The organism is Pseudomonas sp. FeS53a, from assembly GCF_000931385.1.
In the GTDB taxonomy this organism is placed as follows: domain Bacteria; phylum Pseudomonadota; class Gammaproteobacteria; order Pseudomonadales; family Pseudomonadaceae; genus Metapseudomonas; species Metapseudomonas otitidis.
The window spans coordinates 17,015-34,558 of sequence record NZ_JYFT01000077.1 but is presented as its reverse complement, the minus strand read 5'-3'; the positions used below and the strand labels follow the sequence as shown (position 1 = coordinate 34,558).

Below are 17,544 nucleotides of genomic sequence, written 5' to 3'. Positions count from 1 at the left end.
GCTCATTCGTGAACGGGGCGCAAATGCCGGGCAAGCATAGCGCCCCTTCGGGCACGAATGAGCGGCTGTCAGGGCGAGCGCCGGGGCAGGTGCGCCACGCACGGGTGGTGCGGCGCCGGCTCCTGCAGGCTGTCCGGGGCCAGGGCTTTCAGCGCCTGGTACTGGCTGAGGAACACCTGCCCGCCGAAGGTGCGCAGGAAGGTGCTGCGACCGAGCTGGTCCATCACCGGGCCCTTCACCTCGGACAGGTGCAACTGCACGTCGCTGGCCCGCAGGCGCTCGACGATGGCCTCCAGGGAGTCCAGCGCACTGGCGTCGATCAGGTTCACCCCCGAGCACATCAGCACCAGGTGGCGCACCTGGGGCCGCTGGGCGATCAGCTCGACGATGCGCTCCTCCAGGTAGCGGGCGTTGGGGAAGTACAGGCTCTCGTCCACCCGCAGGGACAGCACCGTCGGGCTCTCGTTGACCGCATGGCGCTCGACGTTGCGGAAGTGCTCGCTGCCCGGCACCTGGCCCACCACTGCCATGTGCGGCCGGCTGGTGCGCCAGAGGAACAGCAGCAGCGACAGGCCCACGCCCAGCAGGATGCCGCTCTCCACCCCCATCAGCAGCACGCCGGCCATGGTGGCCAGCTGCGCGGCGCCGTCCTGCCAGGCATAGCGCCAGGTGCGCAGCAGCGAGCCCAGGTCCACCAGGCTGAGCACCGCGACGATGATGGTGGCGGCCAGCACCGCCTGGGGCAGTTCGTGCAGCAGCGGCGTCAGCAGCAGGGTGCCGAGGGCGATGCCGCCGGCGGTCATCACCCCGGCCAGGGGCGTCTGCGCGCCGGCGTCGTGGTTCACCACCGAGCGGGCGAAGCCGCCGGTGACCGGGAAGCCGCCGCTGAAGGCCGCCGCCACGTTGGCCGCACCGAGGCCGAGCAGCTCGTTGTCCGGGCCGATGCGCTGGCGCCGGGTGGCGGCCAGGGTCTGCGCCACCGACACCGATTCGACGAAGCCCACCAGGCTGATCAGCAGGGCGGAAGGCAGCAGCTTGGCTGCCAGCGCCGGGTCCAGGCTGGGCAGGGTGAAGCCGGGCAACCCCGAGGGAATGTCCCCCACCACCTTCACCCCGTGGGCACCGAGGCCCAGCAGGCTGACGGCGAGGATCGCCACCACGATGGCCAGGGCCGGCGCCGCCCGTGCCAGGGCGCTGGCCAGGCCGGCGGGCAGGCCGAGGCGGAGCAGGGTGGCCTTGGCCCGGCTGCGTGCCCACCACAGCCAGAGCAGGCTGAGCCCGCCGATCAGCAGCGTGGTGGGGTTCAGCGAGGGCAGGTGCTGGACCAGCGAGGGCAGCAGCTCCGGCAGGGTGTCGCCGCCGGCCTGTACACCCAGGAGGTGCTTGAGCTGGCCGCAGGCGATCAGCAACCCGGAGGCGCTGATAAAGCCGGAGATCACCGGGTGGCTCAGGAAGTTGGCGAGAAACCCCAGGCGCAGCACCGCCATGCCCGCCAGCAGCAGGCCGCTGAGCAGGGCCAGCAGCAGGGCGGCGCTGGCGTACTCGGCCCCCCCGGCGGGGAACAGCGGCTGCAGGGTGCTGGCGGTCATCAGCGACACCACCGCCACCGGCCCCACCGCCAGGGTGCGGCTGGAGCCGAACAGCGCATAGGCCAGCAACGGCAGGATGCTGGCGTAGAGCCCGGCGATGGGGGGCAGCCCGGCGAGCATGGCGTAGGCCAGGCTCTGGGGCACCAGCATCAGGGTCACGATCACTGCGGCGAGGGCGTCCTGGCCGGCGGCGGCGCGGTCGTAGCCACGCAGCCAGTCGGTGAAGGGCAGCCAGTGCTTGAGGCTCACTTCCGTTCCCGCTCGAAGTCGCAGGCGGCCGGGGCCTCCACCGCCAGGGGTTCATGGGGCAGGTGCTTGGGCTCGGCCAGCCACTCGCGGCCTCGCAGCATCATGTCGAAGTAGATGCCGGGCATGGCCCGCACCTTCAGGTCCCAGGCCAGGCGGCGCGGCACCCGTGGGTCGAGGGGGAAGGTGGGCAGCAGCTTGCCGCCGTAGCCGAACTCGGCCAGCACCACCTTGCCGCGCTCCACGGTGAGCGGGCAGGCGCCGTAGCCGTCGTAGAGCGCCCTTGGCCCACGGCCGGCCAGTACCGCCAGGAGGTTCTCCGCCACCACCGGGGCCTGCTTGCGCACGGCGGCGGCGGTCTTGGCATTGGGCGCAGCGCAGACGTCACCCAGGCTGAAGATGTTGCCGAAGCGCGGGTGGCGAAGGGTCTCGTGGTCGGCCTCGACCCAGCCCTCGGCGTTGGCCAGCACGCTGTCGCGGATGAAGCGCGGGGCCTTCTGCGGAGGCACCACATGGAGCAGGTCGAAGGTCTTCTCCAGTTCGTGGACCTGGCCGTCCTTGTCGGTCTGGCGGAACCAGGCACGCCGCGCCTGACCGTCCACCTTCACCAGTTGCGTGGTCAGCTGCAGGTTCACGCCGTAGCGCTCGATGTAGCCCATCAGCGTCGGGACGAAGTCGGCCACGCCGAACAGCGCGGCACCGGCGCTGCAGAACTCGGGCTGGATGGCGCCCAGCCGGCCCTCGCGCTGCCACCAGTCGCAGGACAGGTAGAGCGCCTTCTGCGGTGCGCCGGCACATTTGATCGGCATCGGCGGCTGTGTGAACAGGGCGCGCCCTTCGCGCAGTTCCTGCACCAGGCGCCAGGTGTAGGGCGCCAGCTCGAAGCGGTAGTTGGAGGTGACGCCGTTGCGGCCGAGGGTTTCCTCCAGGCCGTCGATGGCGCCCCAGTCCAGGCTCAGCCCAGGGCACACCACCAGGGCTCGGTAGGCCAGGCGGGTGCCGTCTTCCAGCACTACGCACTGCTGCTCCGGCTCGAAGGCGGCCACGGCGGCGTGCACCCACTGCGCCTGGGGCGGGATGCACTGGGCCATGGGGCGTTCGGTGCGGGCGCGGTCGAACACGCCGGCGCCCACCAGGGTCCAGCCGGGCTGGTAGTGGTGCTGGTCGCGGGGCTCCACCACGGCGATGCGCAAGCCGGGCTGGCGCTTGAGCAGGCTGGCGGTCACCGCGCAGCCGGCGGCGCCGCCGCCCACCACCACCACGTCGTAGCGCTGGCCGGGGCTGGCGTGGCTGGGCTCGGCACGCGGTGCGTCCTGCCAGCGCTGTTCCAGGCGCGGGGCCAGGCCGCTGAGGTCGTAGCCCGCCTCGCGGGCGGTGGCCAGCAGGGCCAACGGGTCGAGGTGGTGGGCCTCGCTCAGGGCCCACAGGCTGCAGGAGCGGGTGCCGGTCCGGCAGTAGGCCAGCACCGGGCCACGCACCTGGGCGAGGAGGGCGTTGAAGGCCTCGACGTCGGCATCGCGGATCTGCCCGGACACCACCGGCAGGTGGTGGTAGTCCAGGCCGTTGGCCTGGGCGGCGGCCTGCATCTCGGCAGAGCTGGGCTGCTGCTCGCCCTCGTTGTCCGGACGGTTGTTGATCACGCAGCGGTAGCCCGCGGCGGCCAGGGTGCCCATGTCCGCCGGCTGCAACTGGGTGGAGACGGCGATGAAGGGGGTGAGGCGCTTGATGCTGTCCATGGTCGGCCTCTCAGAGTGCGTTCAGGGGAATCTTCAGGTAGCGGGTGCCGTTGGCCTCGGCCGGCGGCAACTGCCCGGCGCGCATGTTCACCTGCACCGAGGGCAGGATCAGGGCGGGCATGCCGAGGGTGGCGTCGCGGGCCTGGCGCATGGCGACGAACTCGTCTTCGCTGATGCCTTCGTGTACGTGCACGTTGTGGGCACGTTCCTCGCCCACGCTGGTCTGGTAGAGGAAGTGCTCGCGCCCCGGGGCCTTGTAGTCGTGGCACATGAACAGGCGGGTGGTGTCCGGCAGGGCGAACAGCCGGCGGATGGAGCGGTACAGGGTGCGCGCGTCGCCGCCGGGGAAGTCGCAGCGGGCGGTGCCGTAGTCGGGCATGAACAGGGTGTCGCCGACGAACGCGGCGTCGCCGATCAGGTAGGTCATGCAGGCCGGGGTGTGGCCGGGGGTGTGCAGCGCCTGGGCCTGGATGCCGCCGACGCTGAAGCGGTCGCCGTCCTTGAGCAGGTGGTCGAACTGGCTGCCATCGGTGGCGAAGCCGCTCTCGGCGTTGAACAGCGTGCCGAAGGTCCGCTGCACCACGGTGATGTGCTCGCCGATGGCCAGCCTGCCGCCCAGCTGGCGCTGGATGTAGGGCGCGGCGGAGAGGTGGTCGGCGTGGACGTGGGTCTCCAGGATCCACTCCAGGGTCAGCCCCTGTTCGCGCACGTAGGCGATCAGGCGGTCGGCGCTGGCGGTGCGGGTGCGCCCGGCGGCGGGGTCGTAGTCGAGCACCGAGTCGACCACGGCGCAGCGCCGAGAGGCCGGGTCGCTCACCACGTAGCTGTAGGTGAAGGTGGCGGGGTCGAAGAAGGGTTCAACGTGGGCAGTCATGGTTCAGCTCTCCTTAAATACCCCTTGGGGTATTTGTATGGAGCTGAGCATAGCTGTCATCCAGTTATATATTTATATTTTTTTGATATATGCGGCGGCGCGCTGAAACCTTCGGGTATTCAACCCAGGTCGGCGCGGTAGCGATTGGGCGACATGCCGAACCAGCGCAGGCAGGCCTTGTGGAAACTGCTCTGGTCGTTGAAGCCGAGGGTGGTGGCGATGTACTTGATGCTCCGCGTGGAGCGCCTCAGGTAGTCGTGGGCCAGGCGCAGGCGGCAATCGTCGGCGATGGCCTTGAAGTGGGTGTCCTCGCGGTCCAGCGCGTTCTGCAGGCTGCGCGGGCTGAGGCCCAGGCGCTCGGCGATGTCCGGCAGGGTAGGGCGGGCCTGGGCGGCGATCAGCTCCATCAGCAGGCGGCGCACCCGGGCCGCCACCGAACCGTTGAGGATCTCGTGGGCCATGTGCTGGGCGCGCTCGGCGTGCAGGGCGTCCAGCGCTTCGTCGGCGGTGGGCAGCGGCAGCTCGGCGATGGACGGGCAGAACACCAGGGCATTGGTGCGCGCGGAGAACACCAGGTCCGGGCCGAACAGGCGCGCCAGGCGGGCGGTGTTCTCCGGCTCGGGGTAGGTGAACTCCACGCGGATCGGCATCGGCCGGTGATAGGGCTCCAGCCAGTGGATCAATGCCAGCACCAGCGCCGCGCCAGCGTCGAGGAAGGCCCGGGGGGCGCTCAGCTGGCCCAGCTCGCGCCCGTGCAGCACCAGGTTGCCGGCGCTGTCCCGGTCGAGGAACAGCTGCGAGCCGCTGCTGATCAGCGGGTGGTACTCCACCACCCGTTCCAGCGCGTTGCCCAGGGTCGGGGCGGACATGATGCTGTAGGTGAACGGGCTCCACACCGAGGGATGGGCGTAGTGGTAGGCCAGCAGGCCCAGATCCGGGTTGCCGGTCTGCCGCAGGGCCTCGTCGAACAGGCCGTAGATCACTGCCGTCCGGATTGGCGCGCCACTGGCCAGCGCGGCTTCGATCTCCTGTGCGGGGATCGCCAGGCTGTCCGGGTCGACTCCTGACTTGACCAGGGCCTTCCACAGGACCTTCGAACAGGCGGCGGTAATCGCGTACATGAATCTATCCAGGCCGGGTCATTGAGTTCTTGGAAGTGGGGTCGCCCTGTACTTCAGGACAAGGAAAAGGTGTCCCCGGACACTTACCGCGCATTTCTTCGCAATAGGATAATTTCCGTGAAAAACTTCACAAAGTTTTATGTGCGTGCATGTTCCCGCGCATGCCGGTTCTTTGTGGATTTAAAACATTCATCGAGGTCGTCCTTGTGTGCGCGCATGTCCCAATCCAGTGATCTTGCCTGTGAGTTCTACGATGCATTGAACGACGGGAAGTTGGGCCTGGCCTTTCAACCGGTGGTCCATTCCCGGCACCCCCATCGTGTTCTCTATTACGAAGGCCTGCTGCGCAGCCTGGCCGAACCGTTTCCCTGCAATCCCATCGCCCTGCTGGAGCGCCTGGGGCGTATCCGCCTGCTGGACGCCTCGGTGGTGTCCAACGTCGTGCGCTTGCTGGACCGCAACCCAGCCCTCACCCTCGGCTGCAACATCTCGGCCCTGAGCGCCACCCTCGACCCCGGCTGGGAGGCTCTGGGCGGCCTGTTCGAGGACCGTCCGGAACTGGCCGGTCGGCTGGTCATCGAGATCACCGAGAGCGCCCGCTTCGGCAGCCACGCCGATGCCCTGGCGTTCTTCCAGCGCTTCTCCCACCTGGGTTGCAAGGTGGCGGTGGACGACCTCGGCGCCGGCTGCTTCACCCTGGATTTCGTCGCCGAGGCGCGCCCCGGCATCATCAAGATCGACCGCAGCTACCTGGTGGAAGCACGGGAGGGTGGCTCGGCACTCAGGCGTCTGGAACAGGTCGTCGAAACCTGCCGGGATATATCCCCGGTGGTGGTACTCGAAGGCATCGAAACCCCGGCCGACCATCAACTTGCCTGCGCGGTAAATGTCGAATGGCTGCAAGGCTTCTTGTTCGGCATGCCGCGTGTCGATCACCCGGATATACCGGGCAATGGATCACTGAAGTTCTGATGGGTATGCGCGAGAGTTGCGCAGCTTAACCGTCTGGTGAATGCACTGGCGTGGCGTTGATAACACTTTCGAACATGGGCGAAGTGCAATTGTAAGTTGACCAACTCGACAACTTCACAACTGCCGATACCCCCCGCCTTGCGCGGGGGCGTTCAGAAACCCTGCGCCCGGGCCAGCAGCGCGTAGCCCAGCACCAGCAACGGCCAGGCGCACCAGGGGCTGAACAGCAGGCGCCAGGGCAGGGCGCGCGGGACGAAGCCCACGCCGTGGACGAAACCGCCGCTGATGCCGAGCATGGTCAGCATCAGCAGGCCGTGGGAGTAGGCGCCCGCGTCGTCGACGAAGGCACCGGGGTGGATCAGCAACAGCAGCGCGAGCGGCGCCGCCAGCAGCAGCGAGAGCGCTCGCCCCAGCGGGGCGGCGCTCAGGGCGCGGGGCTCAGTCACTGGCGTCCTCATCCAGGTTCTGCGTGGTTTCCAGCCACAGCGCGTTGATGATCCCGAAGCTGCAGGCCAGCAGCACACCGAGTATCCAGGCGAAGTACCACATGGTCGGGCTCCTTCAGTAGAGGCGATGGGTGTTTTCGTCGATGTGCGCGGTGGTCACCCGGCCCCACATCTTCGCGTAGCCCCAGAGGGTGTAGATCAGGATCAGCGGCACGAAGAGGCAGGCCACCACGAACATGATCCCCAGGGTCTTGTGGCTGGACACCGCGTCCCACACCGTCAGGCTCGACATCGGGTCCAGCGAGGAGGGCATGACGAAGGGGAACAGCGCGAAGCCGGCGGTGCACAGGGTGCCGACGATGGCCAGGCTCGACCCGAGGAAGGCCAGCCCGCCGCGCCGCGCCGAGGCACCGGCCAGGGCCAGCAGCGCGCCGAGCACGCCGAGCACCGGCGCCAGCATGGTCCACGGGTAGGCTGCGTAGTTGCCCAGCCAGCCGGGGTTGCCGACGGCCACCTGCTTGGCCAGCGGGCTCAGCGCCTTGCCGGTCTCCAGCGGAGCGGCGATCACCTGCCCGCCGATGCCGCCCAGCCACAGCCAGGACCCCGCAGCGAGAAAGGCCGCCAGGTACACCAGCGCCGCCACCTGCGCCGCGCGCCGGCTGCGCAGGGCGACATCGCCCTCGGTGCGCATCATCAGCCAGGTGGCGCCGTGCAGCATCAGCATCGACAGGCTGGTCACCCCGGCCACCAGGCCGAAGGGGTTGAGCAGTTGCCAGAAGCTGCCGTGGTAGCTCACCCGCAGGTCCCCGTCGAACTGGAAGGGCACGCCCAGCAGCAGATTGCCGAAGGCCACGCCGAACACCAGTGAGGGCACCAGCGCCCCGGCGAACAGCCCCCAGTCCCAGGTCTGCCGCCAGCGGGTGTTGGCCAGCTTGCTGCGGTAGTCGAAGCCCACCGGGCGCACGAACAGGGCGAACAGCACCAGCAGCATCGCCCAGTAGAAGCCCGAGAAGGCGGCGGCGTAGACCAGCGGCCAGGCGGCGAACAGCGCGCCGCCCGCGGTGATCAGCCAGACCTGGTTGCCGTCCCAGTGCGGTGCGATGGTGTTGATCACCACCCGGCGTTCACTGTCGGTGCGGCCGACGATCGGCAGCAGCGCCGCCGCTCCCAGGTCGAAGCCGTCGGTCAGGGCGAAGCCGATCAGCAGCACGCCCACCAGGACCCACCAGATCAGCTTGAGGCTTTCGTAATCCAGCATGGCGGTCTCCTCAGGCAGCGGCCGGTTGTTGCTCGAAGTGGTAGCGCCCGGTGTGCAGGCTGGAGGGCCCGAGCCGCGCGAAGCGAATCATCAGGTACATCTCCACCACCAGCAGCAGGCTGTAGAAGGCGATCAGCGCGGTCAGCGAACCCCACACATCGCCGGTGCTCAGGCTCGACGTGGACAGGTGCGTCGGCAGCACCTCGCCGATGGACCAGGGCTGGCGGCCATGCTCGGCCACGTACCAGCCGGTCTGCGCAGCGAGCCACGGCAGCGGCAGGCTCCACAGCGCCCACTTCAGCAGCCAGGGTTTGCGCTCCTCGTTCTTGCGCGCCGAGGCCCAGAAGGCACAGGCGAACAGCGCCAGCATGAGGAAGCCGGCGGCCACCATGACGCGGAAGCTGAAGAACAGCGAAAGCACGTCGGGAATGGTGTCCAGGCTGGCCTGGCGCACCTGCTCGTCGGTCGCGTCCACCACCTTGTCGGTGTACTTCTTCAGCAGCAGGCCGTAGCCCAGGTCCAGCTTCACCGCGTTGAAGGCCGCCAGGGTGGCCTCGCTGCGGTCACCGCCGCGCAGTTGCTCCAGCAGCGCGTACGCCTTCATGCCATTGCGTATGCGCGCCTCGTGCTGCACCAGCAGGTCCTTGATGCCGGTGACCTCCTTGTCCAGCGAGCGGGTGGCGATCAGGCCCAGCACATAGGGGATCTTGATGGCGTAGTCGGTGCGCATGGCCTCCTGGTCGGGGATGCCGAACAGGGTGAAGCCCGCCGGCGCCGGGTGGGTGTCCCACTCGGCCTCGATGGCCGCCAGCTTGGTCTTCTGCACGTCGCCGATCTCGTAGCCGGACTCGTCGCCCAGCACGATCACCGAGAGGATCGACGCCAGGCCGAAGGCCGAGGCGATGGCGAAGGAGCGGCGGGCGAAGCCCTGGTCGCGCTTCTTCAGCAGGTACCAGCTGGAGATGGCCAGCACGAAGATCGCGCCGGTCACGTAGCCGGCCGCCACGGTGTGGACGAACTTGACCTGGGCCACCGGGTTGAACAGCAGGGCGCCGAAGTCGGTCAGCTCCATGCGCATGGTCTCGAAGTTGAACTCCGCGCCCACCGGGTTCTGCATCCAGCCGTTGGCGATCAGGATCCACAGCGCCGAGAGGTTCGAGCCCAGCGCCACCAGCCAGGTCACGGTCAGGTGCTGCACGCGGGAGAGGCGGTCCCAGCCGAAGAAGAACAGGCCGATGAAGGTGGATTCGAGGAAGAACGCCATCAGGCCCTCGATGGCCAGCGGCGCGCCGAAGATGTCCCCCACGTAGTGGCTGTAGTAGGCCCAGTTGGTGCCGAACTGGAACTCCATGGTCAGCCCGGTGGTGACGCCGAGGGCGAAGTTGATGCCGAACAGCTTGCCCCAGAACTGCGTCATGTCCTTGTACACCTGCTTGCCGGTCATCACGTACACCGACTCCATGATCGCCAGCAGGAACGACAGGCCGAGCGTCAGGGGTACGAACAGGAAGTGGTACATCGCAGTCAGGGCGAACTGCAGGCGCGATAGATCGACGACTGCTTCCGTGATCATCTCGGGCTCTCCTCAGTGGATGGTTGGGGGGATGCGGAAGGGGGCGTGGGCGCATCGAGCAGGCGGGCCGCCGTACGTGATGCGCCGTCACGGGGGACCGTGGGGGCGTCGAACCAGAGCGTCTTGATGCCCCAGAGCAGCAGGAGCTTGATCAGCAGGATGCAGGTGATTTCCCTGACCAGGGTGCGCGAGGACATGAGCGTACGACGTGTGTGCATGCCAGATACCCCTTGGGGTATGAATGGTCCCTATTCTTGATCCTGGCCATCTCCCTGCACAAGGTGTGGGTAATGCGGCTGGGTGTCGCAGTGCAAGCTTAGCCAGTTCTCGCGCATGTCAAGGTTGGCGAGGGCTGCAGCCGAGGTCGGGATGATCGCCGGCACGCCTGGCGTGTCGAGATGTCGCAGCCGTTCACGGACCGCGGAGGCGCCGATGGGGTAGGCTGCGCCCCCCTCCATCCCTGGCGTGACGGACCATGCGAACCCTCATCACCGCACTCACCTGCCTGGCCCTGAGCGGCTGCGGCACCTTGCTCGGCCGCGCCGACGACCACACCCCGAGCGGGCTGATCGGCCACGACTACTACAAGGGCGTGAAGGCCGACGTCATGCTGCTCAGCTTCGACCTGTACCCCGGTTACGGCGGCTATGCCTCGCTGTTCTGCTGGCTCAGCGTGGTCTGCCCGGTGGCCACCGTCGTCTCCATGCCGGTGGACGCCACCGTGGACACCGTGCTGCTGCCCTGGGACGCCTACTCGGCCTCGCACTTCTAGCCTTACAGCGCGCACGCCATCGGTCGGCGGCTTAATCCGACAGTGCCCGCCGTCGCCGGTATCTGGACGGAGGCGCCCCCGAGGCGCAGCATCGACGGCCTTCACGGACGACAGGAAGACCCCATGAACGGATACCTGGACCTCAATCGCGCCAACTGGGATGACCGCGCGCCCCTGCATGCCGCCTCGGCGGACTACCAGGTGGAGCGCTTCGTCAGAGACCCCGGCCACCTCTCCGACGTGGTGCGCTTCGACCAGCCGCGCCTCGGCGACATCGTCGGCCTGCGCGGCGTGCACCTGCAGTGCCACATCGGCACCGATACCCTTTCCCTGGCGCGCCTCGGCGCCCGCATGACCGGCCTCGACTTCTCCCCCGCGTCCCTCGAGCAGGCCCGCGAACTGGCGCGGCGCTGCGACGCCCCGCTGGAGTTCGTCGAGGCCGAGGTCTGTGCCGCCGACCAGGCACTGCCGCGCGCCAGCTTCGACTTCGTCTACACCGGCATCGGCGCCCTTTGCTGGCTGCCCAGCATCCGCGACTGGGCGCGTACCGTTGCGGCCCTGCTCAAGCCCGGCGGCTGGCTGTTCATCCGCGACGGGCACCCCATGTTATGGACCGTGAACGAGGAGCGTACCGACGGCCTGGTGATCGAATACCCCTACTTCGAACGCCCCGAGCCGATGATCTGGGACGACGCCAGCAGCTACGTCGAAACCGACCGCCCCCTCACCGCCACCCGTACCCACGAGTGGAACCACGGCCTCGGCGAGATCATCACCGCGCTGCTGGAGAACGGCATGACCCTCACCGGGCTGGAAGAACACCGCAGCCTGCCCTGGGAGGCCCTGCCCGGGCGCATGCACCGCGTCAGCGGCGGCGAATGGCGCCTCAGCGAAGCCCCCGACCGCCTGCCCCTCAGCTACACCCTTCAGGCCGTCAAGCGCGGCTGAGCCTGCCTCGGGAGCCCTCCGGGGCTCCGCCTTTCTCCTCGACCGTTCATCCGCTGCGGCGAAATGGCCGCTTGCCGGCACGTTTGCGCTGTAGCTAAATACCCCTATGGGTATATTGGCGGGCGGAAACGCCGCGCCCGATGGTCAACGAGGAGACCCCATGCACATCGACTGGATGGCCTTCACCCCCGGCTCCGCCTTGGCCGGCGGCGTGCTGATCGGCCTGGCGGCGGGCGCCTTCGCCGCCTTCAACGGGCGCATCGCCGGCATCAGCGGCCTGCTGGGCGCGCTGTTGCAACCGGGCAGCGAAGGGCGGGGCGAGAAGGCCCTGTTCCTCCTCGGCCTGCTGCTCGCCCCGTTGCTCTGGGGGCTGCTGGGCCACTGGCCGCAACCGCAATTCCACACCGGCGCCCTCGGCCTTGTGGCGGCCGGCCTGCTGGTGGGGCTGGGCACCCGCTATGGCGCCGGCTGCACCAGCGGCCACGGCGTCTGCGGCCTGTCGCGGCTGTCACCGCGCTCCCTGGTGGCGGTGGCCTGCTTCATGGCCAGCGGCTTTGCCAGCGTCTTCGTCATCCGCCATCTGCTCGGAGCCTGACATGAACCGACTCAGCGCATTCCTCGCCGGCCTGGTGTTCGGCCTCGGCCTGCTGCTGGCCGGCATGGCCGACCCGACCAAGGTCCTCGGCTTCCTCGACCTGGCCGGCGCCTGGGACCCGTCCCTGGCCCTGGTGATGGCCGGCGCCATCGGCGCCGCCCTGCTGCCCATGGCCTGGGCCCGGCGCCACGACCGCTCGCTGCTGGGCGAGCCCATGCGCCTGCCCGAGCGCCGCGACCTCGACCGCCGCCTGATCGGCGGCAGCCTGCTGTTCGGCATCGGCTGGGGCATCGCCGGCATCTGCCCCGGCCCGGCGGTGGCGCTGCTGCTGACCGGCCACTGGCAGGTGCTGCTGTTCGTTGTCGCCATGCTCGCCGGCATGGCGCTGTTCACCGTGCTGGATCGCCCGCGCGGCCACTGAAGGAGACCCGCCATGACTGCCAACGTTGGAACCCTCGACCGCACCCTGCGCCTCATCGTCGGCCTGCTGCTGATCGCCCTTGCGGTGTTCGGCGTGATCGGCACCTGGGGGTATATCGGCATCGTCCCGCTGCTCACCGGGCTGTTCCGTTTCTGCCCGGCCTACCCGCTGCTGGGCATCAACACCTGCACGCGTCGCTGAGCGGTTGCGTCCTTTCACCACTGCCGCGAAGGATCGCCGTTGCGACGCGGCCAAGGAGTTCGTCATGCGTTACCCCCTGCTCGCCGCCTGCCTGGGGCTGTGTGTCAGCGCCCAGGCCGAGAGCCTCGACGCCCGCATTGCCGAAGGCGCCGCGCTGATCCCGGCCTTCCAGAAGCACCTGCTGGAGACCGTCCAGGGCGCCATGCGCCAGGGCGGCCCGGCCCAGGCCGTGGCGGCCTGCCAGACCCTCGCCCCCGGCATCGCCGAGGCCCACGGGCAGGACGGCTGGCACGTCGGCCGCACCGCCCTCAAGGTGCGCAACCCTGCCAACGCCCCGGATACCTGGGAGCGCCAGGTGCTGGAGGACTTCGCCCGCCGCGCCCAGGCCGGCGAACCCCTGGCCGGCATGCAGCGCGCCGAGGTGGTCGACGGCGAAGTGCGGGTGATGAAGCCCATCGCCACCGGCGCGCCGTGCCTCGCCTGCCACGGCACCCAGGTCGAGCCGCAGCTGGCCCGCCTGATCCGCGAGCGCTACCCCGACGACCAGGCCACCGGCTTCCGCGAAGGCGAACTGCGCGGCGCCTTCACCCTGCGCCGCCCCGTCGACAACGAAGGTTGACCCGCCCGCTCCGTGCCCCGCCCTGATGGCTTCGCACAGCGCAGCCCATCCCACGACCGCTCCGTGCCCCCGTAGGATGCGGTGAACTCGGCGAACCGCATCGCCCCGCGCCGTCCCCGCCCGATGGCCTTCGCACAGCTCAGCCCATCCTACGGCCGCTCCGTGCCCCCGTAGGATGCGGTGAGCTCGGCGAACCGCATCGCCCCACGCCGACCCCCACCCCGATGGGCTTCGCACAGCTCAACCCATCCTACGGCCGCTCCGTGCCCCCGTAGGATGCGGTGAGCTACGCGAACCGCATCAAGCACGCCCCGCGCCGCCGCTCCCAACCCCGCGCCGTTGCCGAGTTTTTTCATGGGCAGCGAGCATATTTTTAATAATTTTCCTGGCCTGGAAGCTGGCGCACCATCTGCCCGACCCGAACGAAAGCCAGACCGCACAGACGGTCGAGCCGGGGTGCAGCGTGCGTGATTCCAGCCTCCAACGGCCTCGTGCCCGCCTGCCCGGTTCATCCCTCTGCGCCTTGTCCGTCGTTCTCCGCCGGCCCTGAGCGGCCTGCAATTCCAAGAGCCGAAAACCGCCCAGCAGAAGGACACCGACCATGACCGTTGGACAGACTGAAATCGATACCCTGATCGTCGGCGCGGGCCAGGCCGGCATCGCCATGAGCGAGCACCTGACCCGGCTCGGCGTGCCCCACCTGGTGCTGGAGCGCGACCGCATCGCCGAACGCTGGCGCTCCCAGCGCTGGGATTCCCTGGTGGCCAACGGCCCGGTCTGGCACGACCGCTTCCCCGGCATGGAATTCGAGGGCATGTCCCCCGACGCCTTCGCCTCCAAGGAGCAGGTGGCGGACTACTTCGAAGCCTATGTGCAACGCTTCGAAGTGCCGGTGCGCACCGGCGTCGAAGTCACCCGCGTGGTGCGCAACGTCGGCCAGCCGGGGTTCCGCGTGGAGACCTCCGACGGCGTGATCCAGGCCCGTCATGTCGTGGCCGCCACCGGCCCCTTCCAGCGCCCGGTGATCCCCGCCATCGCCCCGCGCAGCGAGACCCTGGTGCAGCTGCACTCCGCTGACTACCGCAACCCCGGCCAACTGCCCGCAGGCGCCGTGCTGGTGGTGGGTGCCGGCTCCTCCGGCGTGCAGATCGCCGATGAACTGCAACGCGCCGGCAAGCAGGTCTACCTCTCCGTCGGTGCCCACGACCGCCCGCCGCGCAGCTACCGCGGCCGCGATTTCTGCTGGTGGCTGGGGGTGCTCGGCGAGTGGGACCAGCAGGCCATGAAGCCCGGCCGCGAGCACGTCACCATCGCCGTCAGCGGCGCCCGGGGCGGTCACACCGTGGACTTCCGCGCCCTCGCCGAGCAGGGCATCACGCTGGTGGGGCTGACCCAGGCCTTCGACGGCGGCACCGTCCGCTTCGCCAACGACCTGGCCGACAACCTCGCCCGGGGCGACGAGAACTACCTGTCCCTGCTGGACGCCGCCGATGCCTACATCGAGCGCAACGGCCTGGACCTGCCGGCCGAGCCCGAAGCCCGCCGCATGCGCCCCGACCCGGCCTGCGTGCGCGAGCCGATCCTCGAACTGGACCTGGCCGCCGCCGGCATCGGCGCCATCATCTGGGCCACCGGCTTCGCCACCGACTACAGCTGGCTGCAGGTGGACGCCTTCGACGCCCAGGGCAAGCCCCGCCACCAGCGCGGCGTGTCCAGCGAACCAGGGGTCTACTTCCTCGGCCTGCCGTGGCTGTCGCGCCGGGGCTCCTCGTTCATCTGGGGCGTCTGGCACGACGCCAAGCACGTGGCCGACCAGATCGCCACCCAGCGCAAGTACCTCGCCTACCACGACGCCGCCCAGCGCCGTCAGGGCTGAGCCCCGAACCCGACGCCAAGGACACCGCCATGCCGACCCATACCCGCATCCGCATGTTCAACACCCGCGACACCTACCCCAACCAGACCCTGGACAACGACCTCTGCCAGGCCGTCCGCGCCGGCAACACCGTCTACGTGCGCGGCCAGGTGGGCACCGATTTCGACGGCAACCTGGTGGGCCTGGGCGACCCCCGGGCCCAGGCCGAGCAGGCCATGAAGAACGTCAAGCAACTGCTCGAAGAGGCCGGCAGCGACCTCTCCCACATCGTCAAGACCACCACCTACCTGATCGACCCGCGCTACCGCGAGCCGGTCTACCAGGAGGTGGGCAAGTGGCTCAAGGGCGTGTTCCCCATCTCCACCGGCCTGGTGGTCTCGGCCCTTGGCCAGCCGCAGTGGCTGATGGAGATCGACGTGATCGCCGTGATCCCCGATGACTGGCAGGCCACCCGCTAAGGAGCTCCCATGACCTTTTCCATCGTCGGCCGTTGCGCGGAAACCGGGCAGCTGGGCATCGCCATCAGTTCCTCCAGCATCGCCGTCGGCGCGCGCTGCCCCTGGGTGCGTGCCGGGGTGGGGGCGGTGGCCACGCAGAACGTCACCCTGCCGGCCCTGGGGCCGCAGATCCTCGACCTGCTGGACGTCCAGCACCTCGCGCCCCAGGCCGCCCTCGACCGGGCCCTGGGCGCCAACGGCTGGAGCCAGTACCGCCAGGTGACGGTCATCGACGGCCAGGGCCGCACCGCGCTGTTCAGCGGCAGCGAAGCCCTCGGCGTGCACAACGCCGTGGCCGGCGAGCAGTGCGTGGCCGCCGGCAACCTGCTGTCCGACCCGGCGGTGATCGATGCCATGGTGCGCGCCTTTGAAACCTCCGAAGGGCAACTGGCCGAGCGTCTGCTCAGCGCCATGCAGGCGGCCATGGCCGCCGGGGGCGAAGCCGGCCCGGTGCACTCGGCAGCGCTCAAGGTGATGGGTGACCTCACCTGGCCCATCGTCGACCTGCGGGTGGACTGGGCCGAGCACGACCCCATCGGCGTGCTCGCCGGGCTCTGGCAGGCCTATGCCCCGCAGCAGCAGGACTACATCACCCGCGCCCTGGACCCGACGGCGGCGCCCAGCTACGGAGTGCCCGGGGATGAGTGACGCCACCAGCCTCGACCTGCTGGAGCGGCTGGTGGCCTTCCCCACCGTCAGCCGTGACTCCAACCTGGCGCTGATCGGCTTCATCCGTGACTACCTCGCCGGCCACGGTGTGGCCAGCGAGCTGTTCCTCAATGCCGAGGGCACCAAGGCCAACCTCTTCGCCACCCTCGGCCCCACCGACCGGGGCGGGGTGGTGCTGTCCGGGCACACCGACGTGGTCCCGGTGGACGGCCAGGCCTGGACCCGCGACCCGTTCCGCCTCAGCGAAAGCGAGGGCCGCCTCTACGGGCGCGGCACCGCCGACATGAAGGGCTTCATCGCCTCGGTACTGGCCGCCGTGCCGGCCTTCCTCGCCCAGCCGCTGCGCCTGCCGGTGCACCTGGCGTTCTCCTACGACGAGGAAGTGGGCTGCCTGGGCGTGCGCTCCCTGCTCGACGCCCTCGCCCAGCGGCCCAACCGGCCGCGCCTGTGCCTGATCGGCGAGCCCACCGAACTGCGCCCGGTGCTCGGCCACAAGGGCAAGCTGGCCATGCGCTGCCAGGTGCACGGCGCCGCCTGCCATTCCGCCTACGCGCCACAGGGGGTCAATGCCATCGAATACGCCGCGCGGCTGATCGGCCACCTCGGCGAGATCGGCGAGGAGCTGGCCCGCCCCGAGCACCACGACCCGCGTTTCGACCCGCCGTACTCCACCGTGCAGACCGGGCTGATCGAGGGCGGCCGGGCGCTGAACATCGTCCCCGCCGAGTGCCGCTTCGACTTCGAGGTGCGCGCCCTGCCGGGCTTCGACGCCCAGCAGGTGGCGACGCGCCTGGACCGTTACGCCCAGGCCGAGCTGGTGCCGCGCATGCAGGCCGTGCAGCCGGGCACCGGCATCCGCTTCGAGCCCCTGGGCAGCTACCCGGGCCTGGCCACCGACGCCGCCAGCGAGGCGGCCGAACTGGTGGCGCTGATCAGCGGCTCGCGGGACTTCGGCACCGTGGCCTTCGGCACCGAAGGCGGGCTGTTCCACGAGGCCGGCATCCCCACCGTGGTCTGCGGCCCCGGCAGCATGGACCAGGGCCACAAGCCCGACGAGTTCGTCACCCTCGCCCAGCTGGAAGCCTGCGACGCCATGCTGCTGCGCCTGGCCGAGCACCTGCGGGCCTGAAT

At 69.4% G+C, this 17,544-nt stretch carries 20 protein-coding genes; 11 read left to right on the top strand and 9 right to left on the bottom strand.

What is annotated here, in order from left to right:
• Positions 1-68: 68 nt before the first annotated feature.
• From SZ55_RS24180 to SZ55_RS24165, 4 genes are all read right to left on the bottom strand, one after another.
• On the bottom strand, positions 69-1,838 hold the full coding sequence (locus SZ55_RS24180; protein ID WP_044412914.1) for a SulP family inorganic anion transporter: 1,770 nt from the start codon (positions 1,836-1,838) through the stop codon (positions 69-71).
• On the bottom strand, positions 1,835-3,571 hold the full coding sequence (locus tag SZ55_RS24175; RefSeq protein ID WP_044412911.1) for a bifunctional protein tyrosine phosphatase family protein/NAD(P)/FAD-dependent oxidoreductase: 1,737 nt from the start codon (positions 3,569-3,571) through the stop codon (positions 1,835-1,837). The genes SZ55_RS24180 and SZ55_RS24175 overlap by 4 nt, the downstream gene beginning before the upstream one ends.
• 10 nt (positions 3,572-3,581) lie before the next feature.
• Positions 3,582-4,445, bottom strand: coding sequence for an MBL fold metallo-hydrolase (locus SZ55_RS24170; RefSeq protein ID WP_044412909.1), 864 nt, complete (start codon positions 4,443-4,445; stop codon positions 3,582-3,584).
• A gap of 119 nt (positions 4,446-4,564) precedes the next feature.
• Entirely contained in the window at positions 4,565-5,566 is a 1,002-nt protein-coding gene (locus tag SZ55_RS24165) for an AraC family transcriptional regulator (RefSeq protein WP_044412906.1), read from the bottom strand.
• A 216-nt stretch (positions 5,567-5,782) separates the two neighbouring features.
• Here SZ55_RS24165 and SZ55_RS24160 point away from each other — a divergent pair, with 216 nt between their 5' ends.
• On the top strand, positions 5,783-6,538 hold the full coding sequence (locus SZ55_RS24160; protein WP_044412904.1) for an EAL domain-containing protein: 756 nt from the start codon (positions 5,783-5,785) through the stop codon (positions 6,536-6,538).
• Between the two features lie 152 nt (positions 6,539-6,690).
• On the opposite strand, the gene SZ55_RS24155 is transcribed toward SZ55_RS24160, so the two are convergent.
• From SZ55_RS24155 to cydP, 5 genes are read right to left on the bottom strand one after another with little or no spacing between them, the layout of a single operon-like run.
• A complete protein-coding gene (locus SZ55_RS24155; RefSeq protein ID WP_044412901.1) occupies positions 6,691-6,996 on the bottom strand; it encodes a cyd operon YbgE family protein in 306 nt (101 codons plus the stop codon).
• Entirely contained in the window at positions 6,977-7,087 is a 111-nt protein-coding gene (gene cydX / locus SZ55_RS27750) for a cytochrome bd-I oxidase subunit CydX (RefSeq protein WP_044412898.1), read from the bottom strand. The genes SZ55_RS24155 and cydX overlap by 20 nt, the downstream gene beginning before the upstream one ends.
• A gap of 12 nt (positions 7,088-7,099) precedes the next feature.
• On the bottom strand, positions 7,100-8,242 hold the full coding sequence (cydB, locus tag SZ55_RS24145) for a cytochrome d ubiquinol oxidase subunit II (RefSeq protein ID WP_044412894.1): 1,143 nt from the start codon (positions 8,240-8,242) through the stop codon (positions 7,100-7,102).
• A 10-nt stretch (positions 8,243-8,252) separates the two neighbouring features.
• Positions 8,253-9,815, bottom strand: a complete 1,563-nt coding sequence (locus SZ55_RS24140) for a cytochrome ubiquinol oxidase subunit I (protein ID WP_044412891.1) — start codon at positions 9,813-9,815, stop codon at positions 8,253-8,255.
• Positions 9,812-10,033, bottom strand: coding sequence for a cytochrome oxidase putative small subunit CydP (gene cydP, locus SZ55_RS24135; protein ID WP_052807659.1), 222 nt, complete (start codon positions 10,031-10,033; stop codon positions 9,812-9,814). Before cydP ends, SZ55_RS24140 begins: the two co-directional genes overlap by 4 nt.
• Positions 10,034-10,290: 257 nt before the next feature.
• On the opposite strand from cydP, the gene SZ55_RS24125 reads away from it, so the two are divergent.
• The 10 genes from SZ55_RS24125 (at position 10,291) to argE (ending at position 17,542) form a co-directional block, all read left to right on the top strand.
• Positions 10,291-10,587, top strand: a complete 297-nt coding sequence (locus tag SZ55_RS24125; RefSeq protein WP_044412885.1) for a YceK/YidQ family lipoprotein — start codon at positions 10,291-10,293, stop codon at positions 10,585-10,587.
• A 123-nt stretch (positions 10,588-10,710) separates the two neighbouring features.
• The gene (locus SZ55_RS24120) at positions 10,711-11,535 is read left to right on the top strand and encodes a class I SAM-dependent methyltransferase (protein WP_044412882.1); all 825 of its coding nucleotides are present in this window, start codon (positions 10,711-10,713) and stop codon (positions 11,533-11,535) included.
• A gap of 160 nt (positions 11,536-11,695) precedes the next feature.
• Positions 11,696-12,130: a YeeE/YedE family protein gene (locus tag SZ55_RS24115; protein ID WP_044412879.1), complete on the top strand. Its 435-nt coding sequence runs from the start codon at positions 11,696-11,698 to the stop codon at positions 12,128-12,130.
• A gap of 1 nt (position 12,131) precedes the next feature.
• Positions 12,132-12,551 carry a YeeE/YedE family protein gene (locus tag SZ55_RS24110; protein ID WP_044412878.1) on the top strand — a complete coding sequence of 140 codons (420 nt, stop codon included), beginning with the start codon at positions 12,132-12,134 and terminating at the stop codon, positions 12,549-12,551.
• Positions 12,552-12,563: 12 nt separating this feature from the next.
• Positions 12,564-12,752, top strand: coding sequence for a YgaP family membrane protein (locus SZ55_RS24105; RefSeq protein ID WP_044412876.1), 189 nt, complete (start codon positions 12,564-12,566; stop codon positions 12,750-12,752).
• Positions 12,753-12,816: 64 nt separating this feature from the next.
• Complete coding sequence (locus SZ55_RS24100; RefSeq protein ID WP_044412874.1) at positions 12,817-13,371, top strand: Tll0287-like domain-containing protein; 555 nt, start codon at positions 12,817-12,819, stop codon at positions 13,369-13,371.
• A gap of 601 nt (positions 13,372-13,972) precedes the next feature.
• On the top strand, positions 13,973-15,247 hold the full coding sequence (locus SZ55_RS24095; protein ID WP_044412872.1) for a flavin-containing monooxygenase: 1,275 nt from the start codon (positions 13,973-13,975) through the stop codon (positions 15,245-15,247).
• A 29-nt stretch (positions 15,248-15,276) separates the two neighbouring features.
• Complete coding sequence (locus SZ55_RS24090) at positions 15,277-15,705, top strand: RidA family protein (RefSeq protein ID WP_044412869.1); 429 nt, start codon at positions 15,277-15,279, stop codon at positions 15,703-15,705.
• Positions 15,706-15,714: 9 nt separating this feature from the next.
• Entirely contained in the window at positions 15,715-16,392 is a 678-nt protein-coding gene (locus SZ55_RS24085; RefSeq protein ID WP_044412866.1) for a DUF1028 domain-containing protein, read from the top strand.
• On the top strand, positions 16,385-17,542 hold the full coding sequence (argE, locus tag SZ55_RS24080) for an acetylornithine deacetylase (protein WP_044412863.1): 1,158 nt from the start codon (positions 16,385-16,387) through the stop codon (positions 17,540-17,542). Before SZ55_RS24085 ends, argE begins: the two co-directional genes overlap by 8 nt.
• Positions 17,543-17,544: the final 2 nt, after the last annotated feature.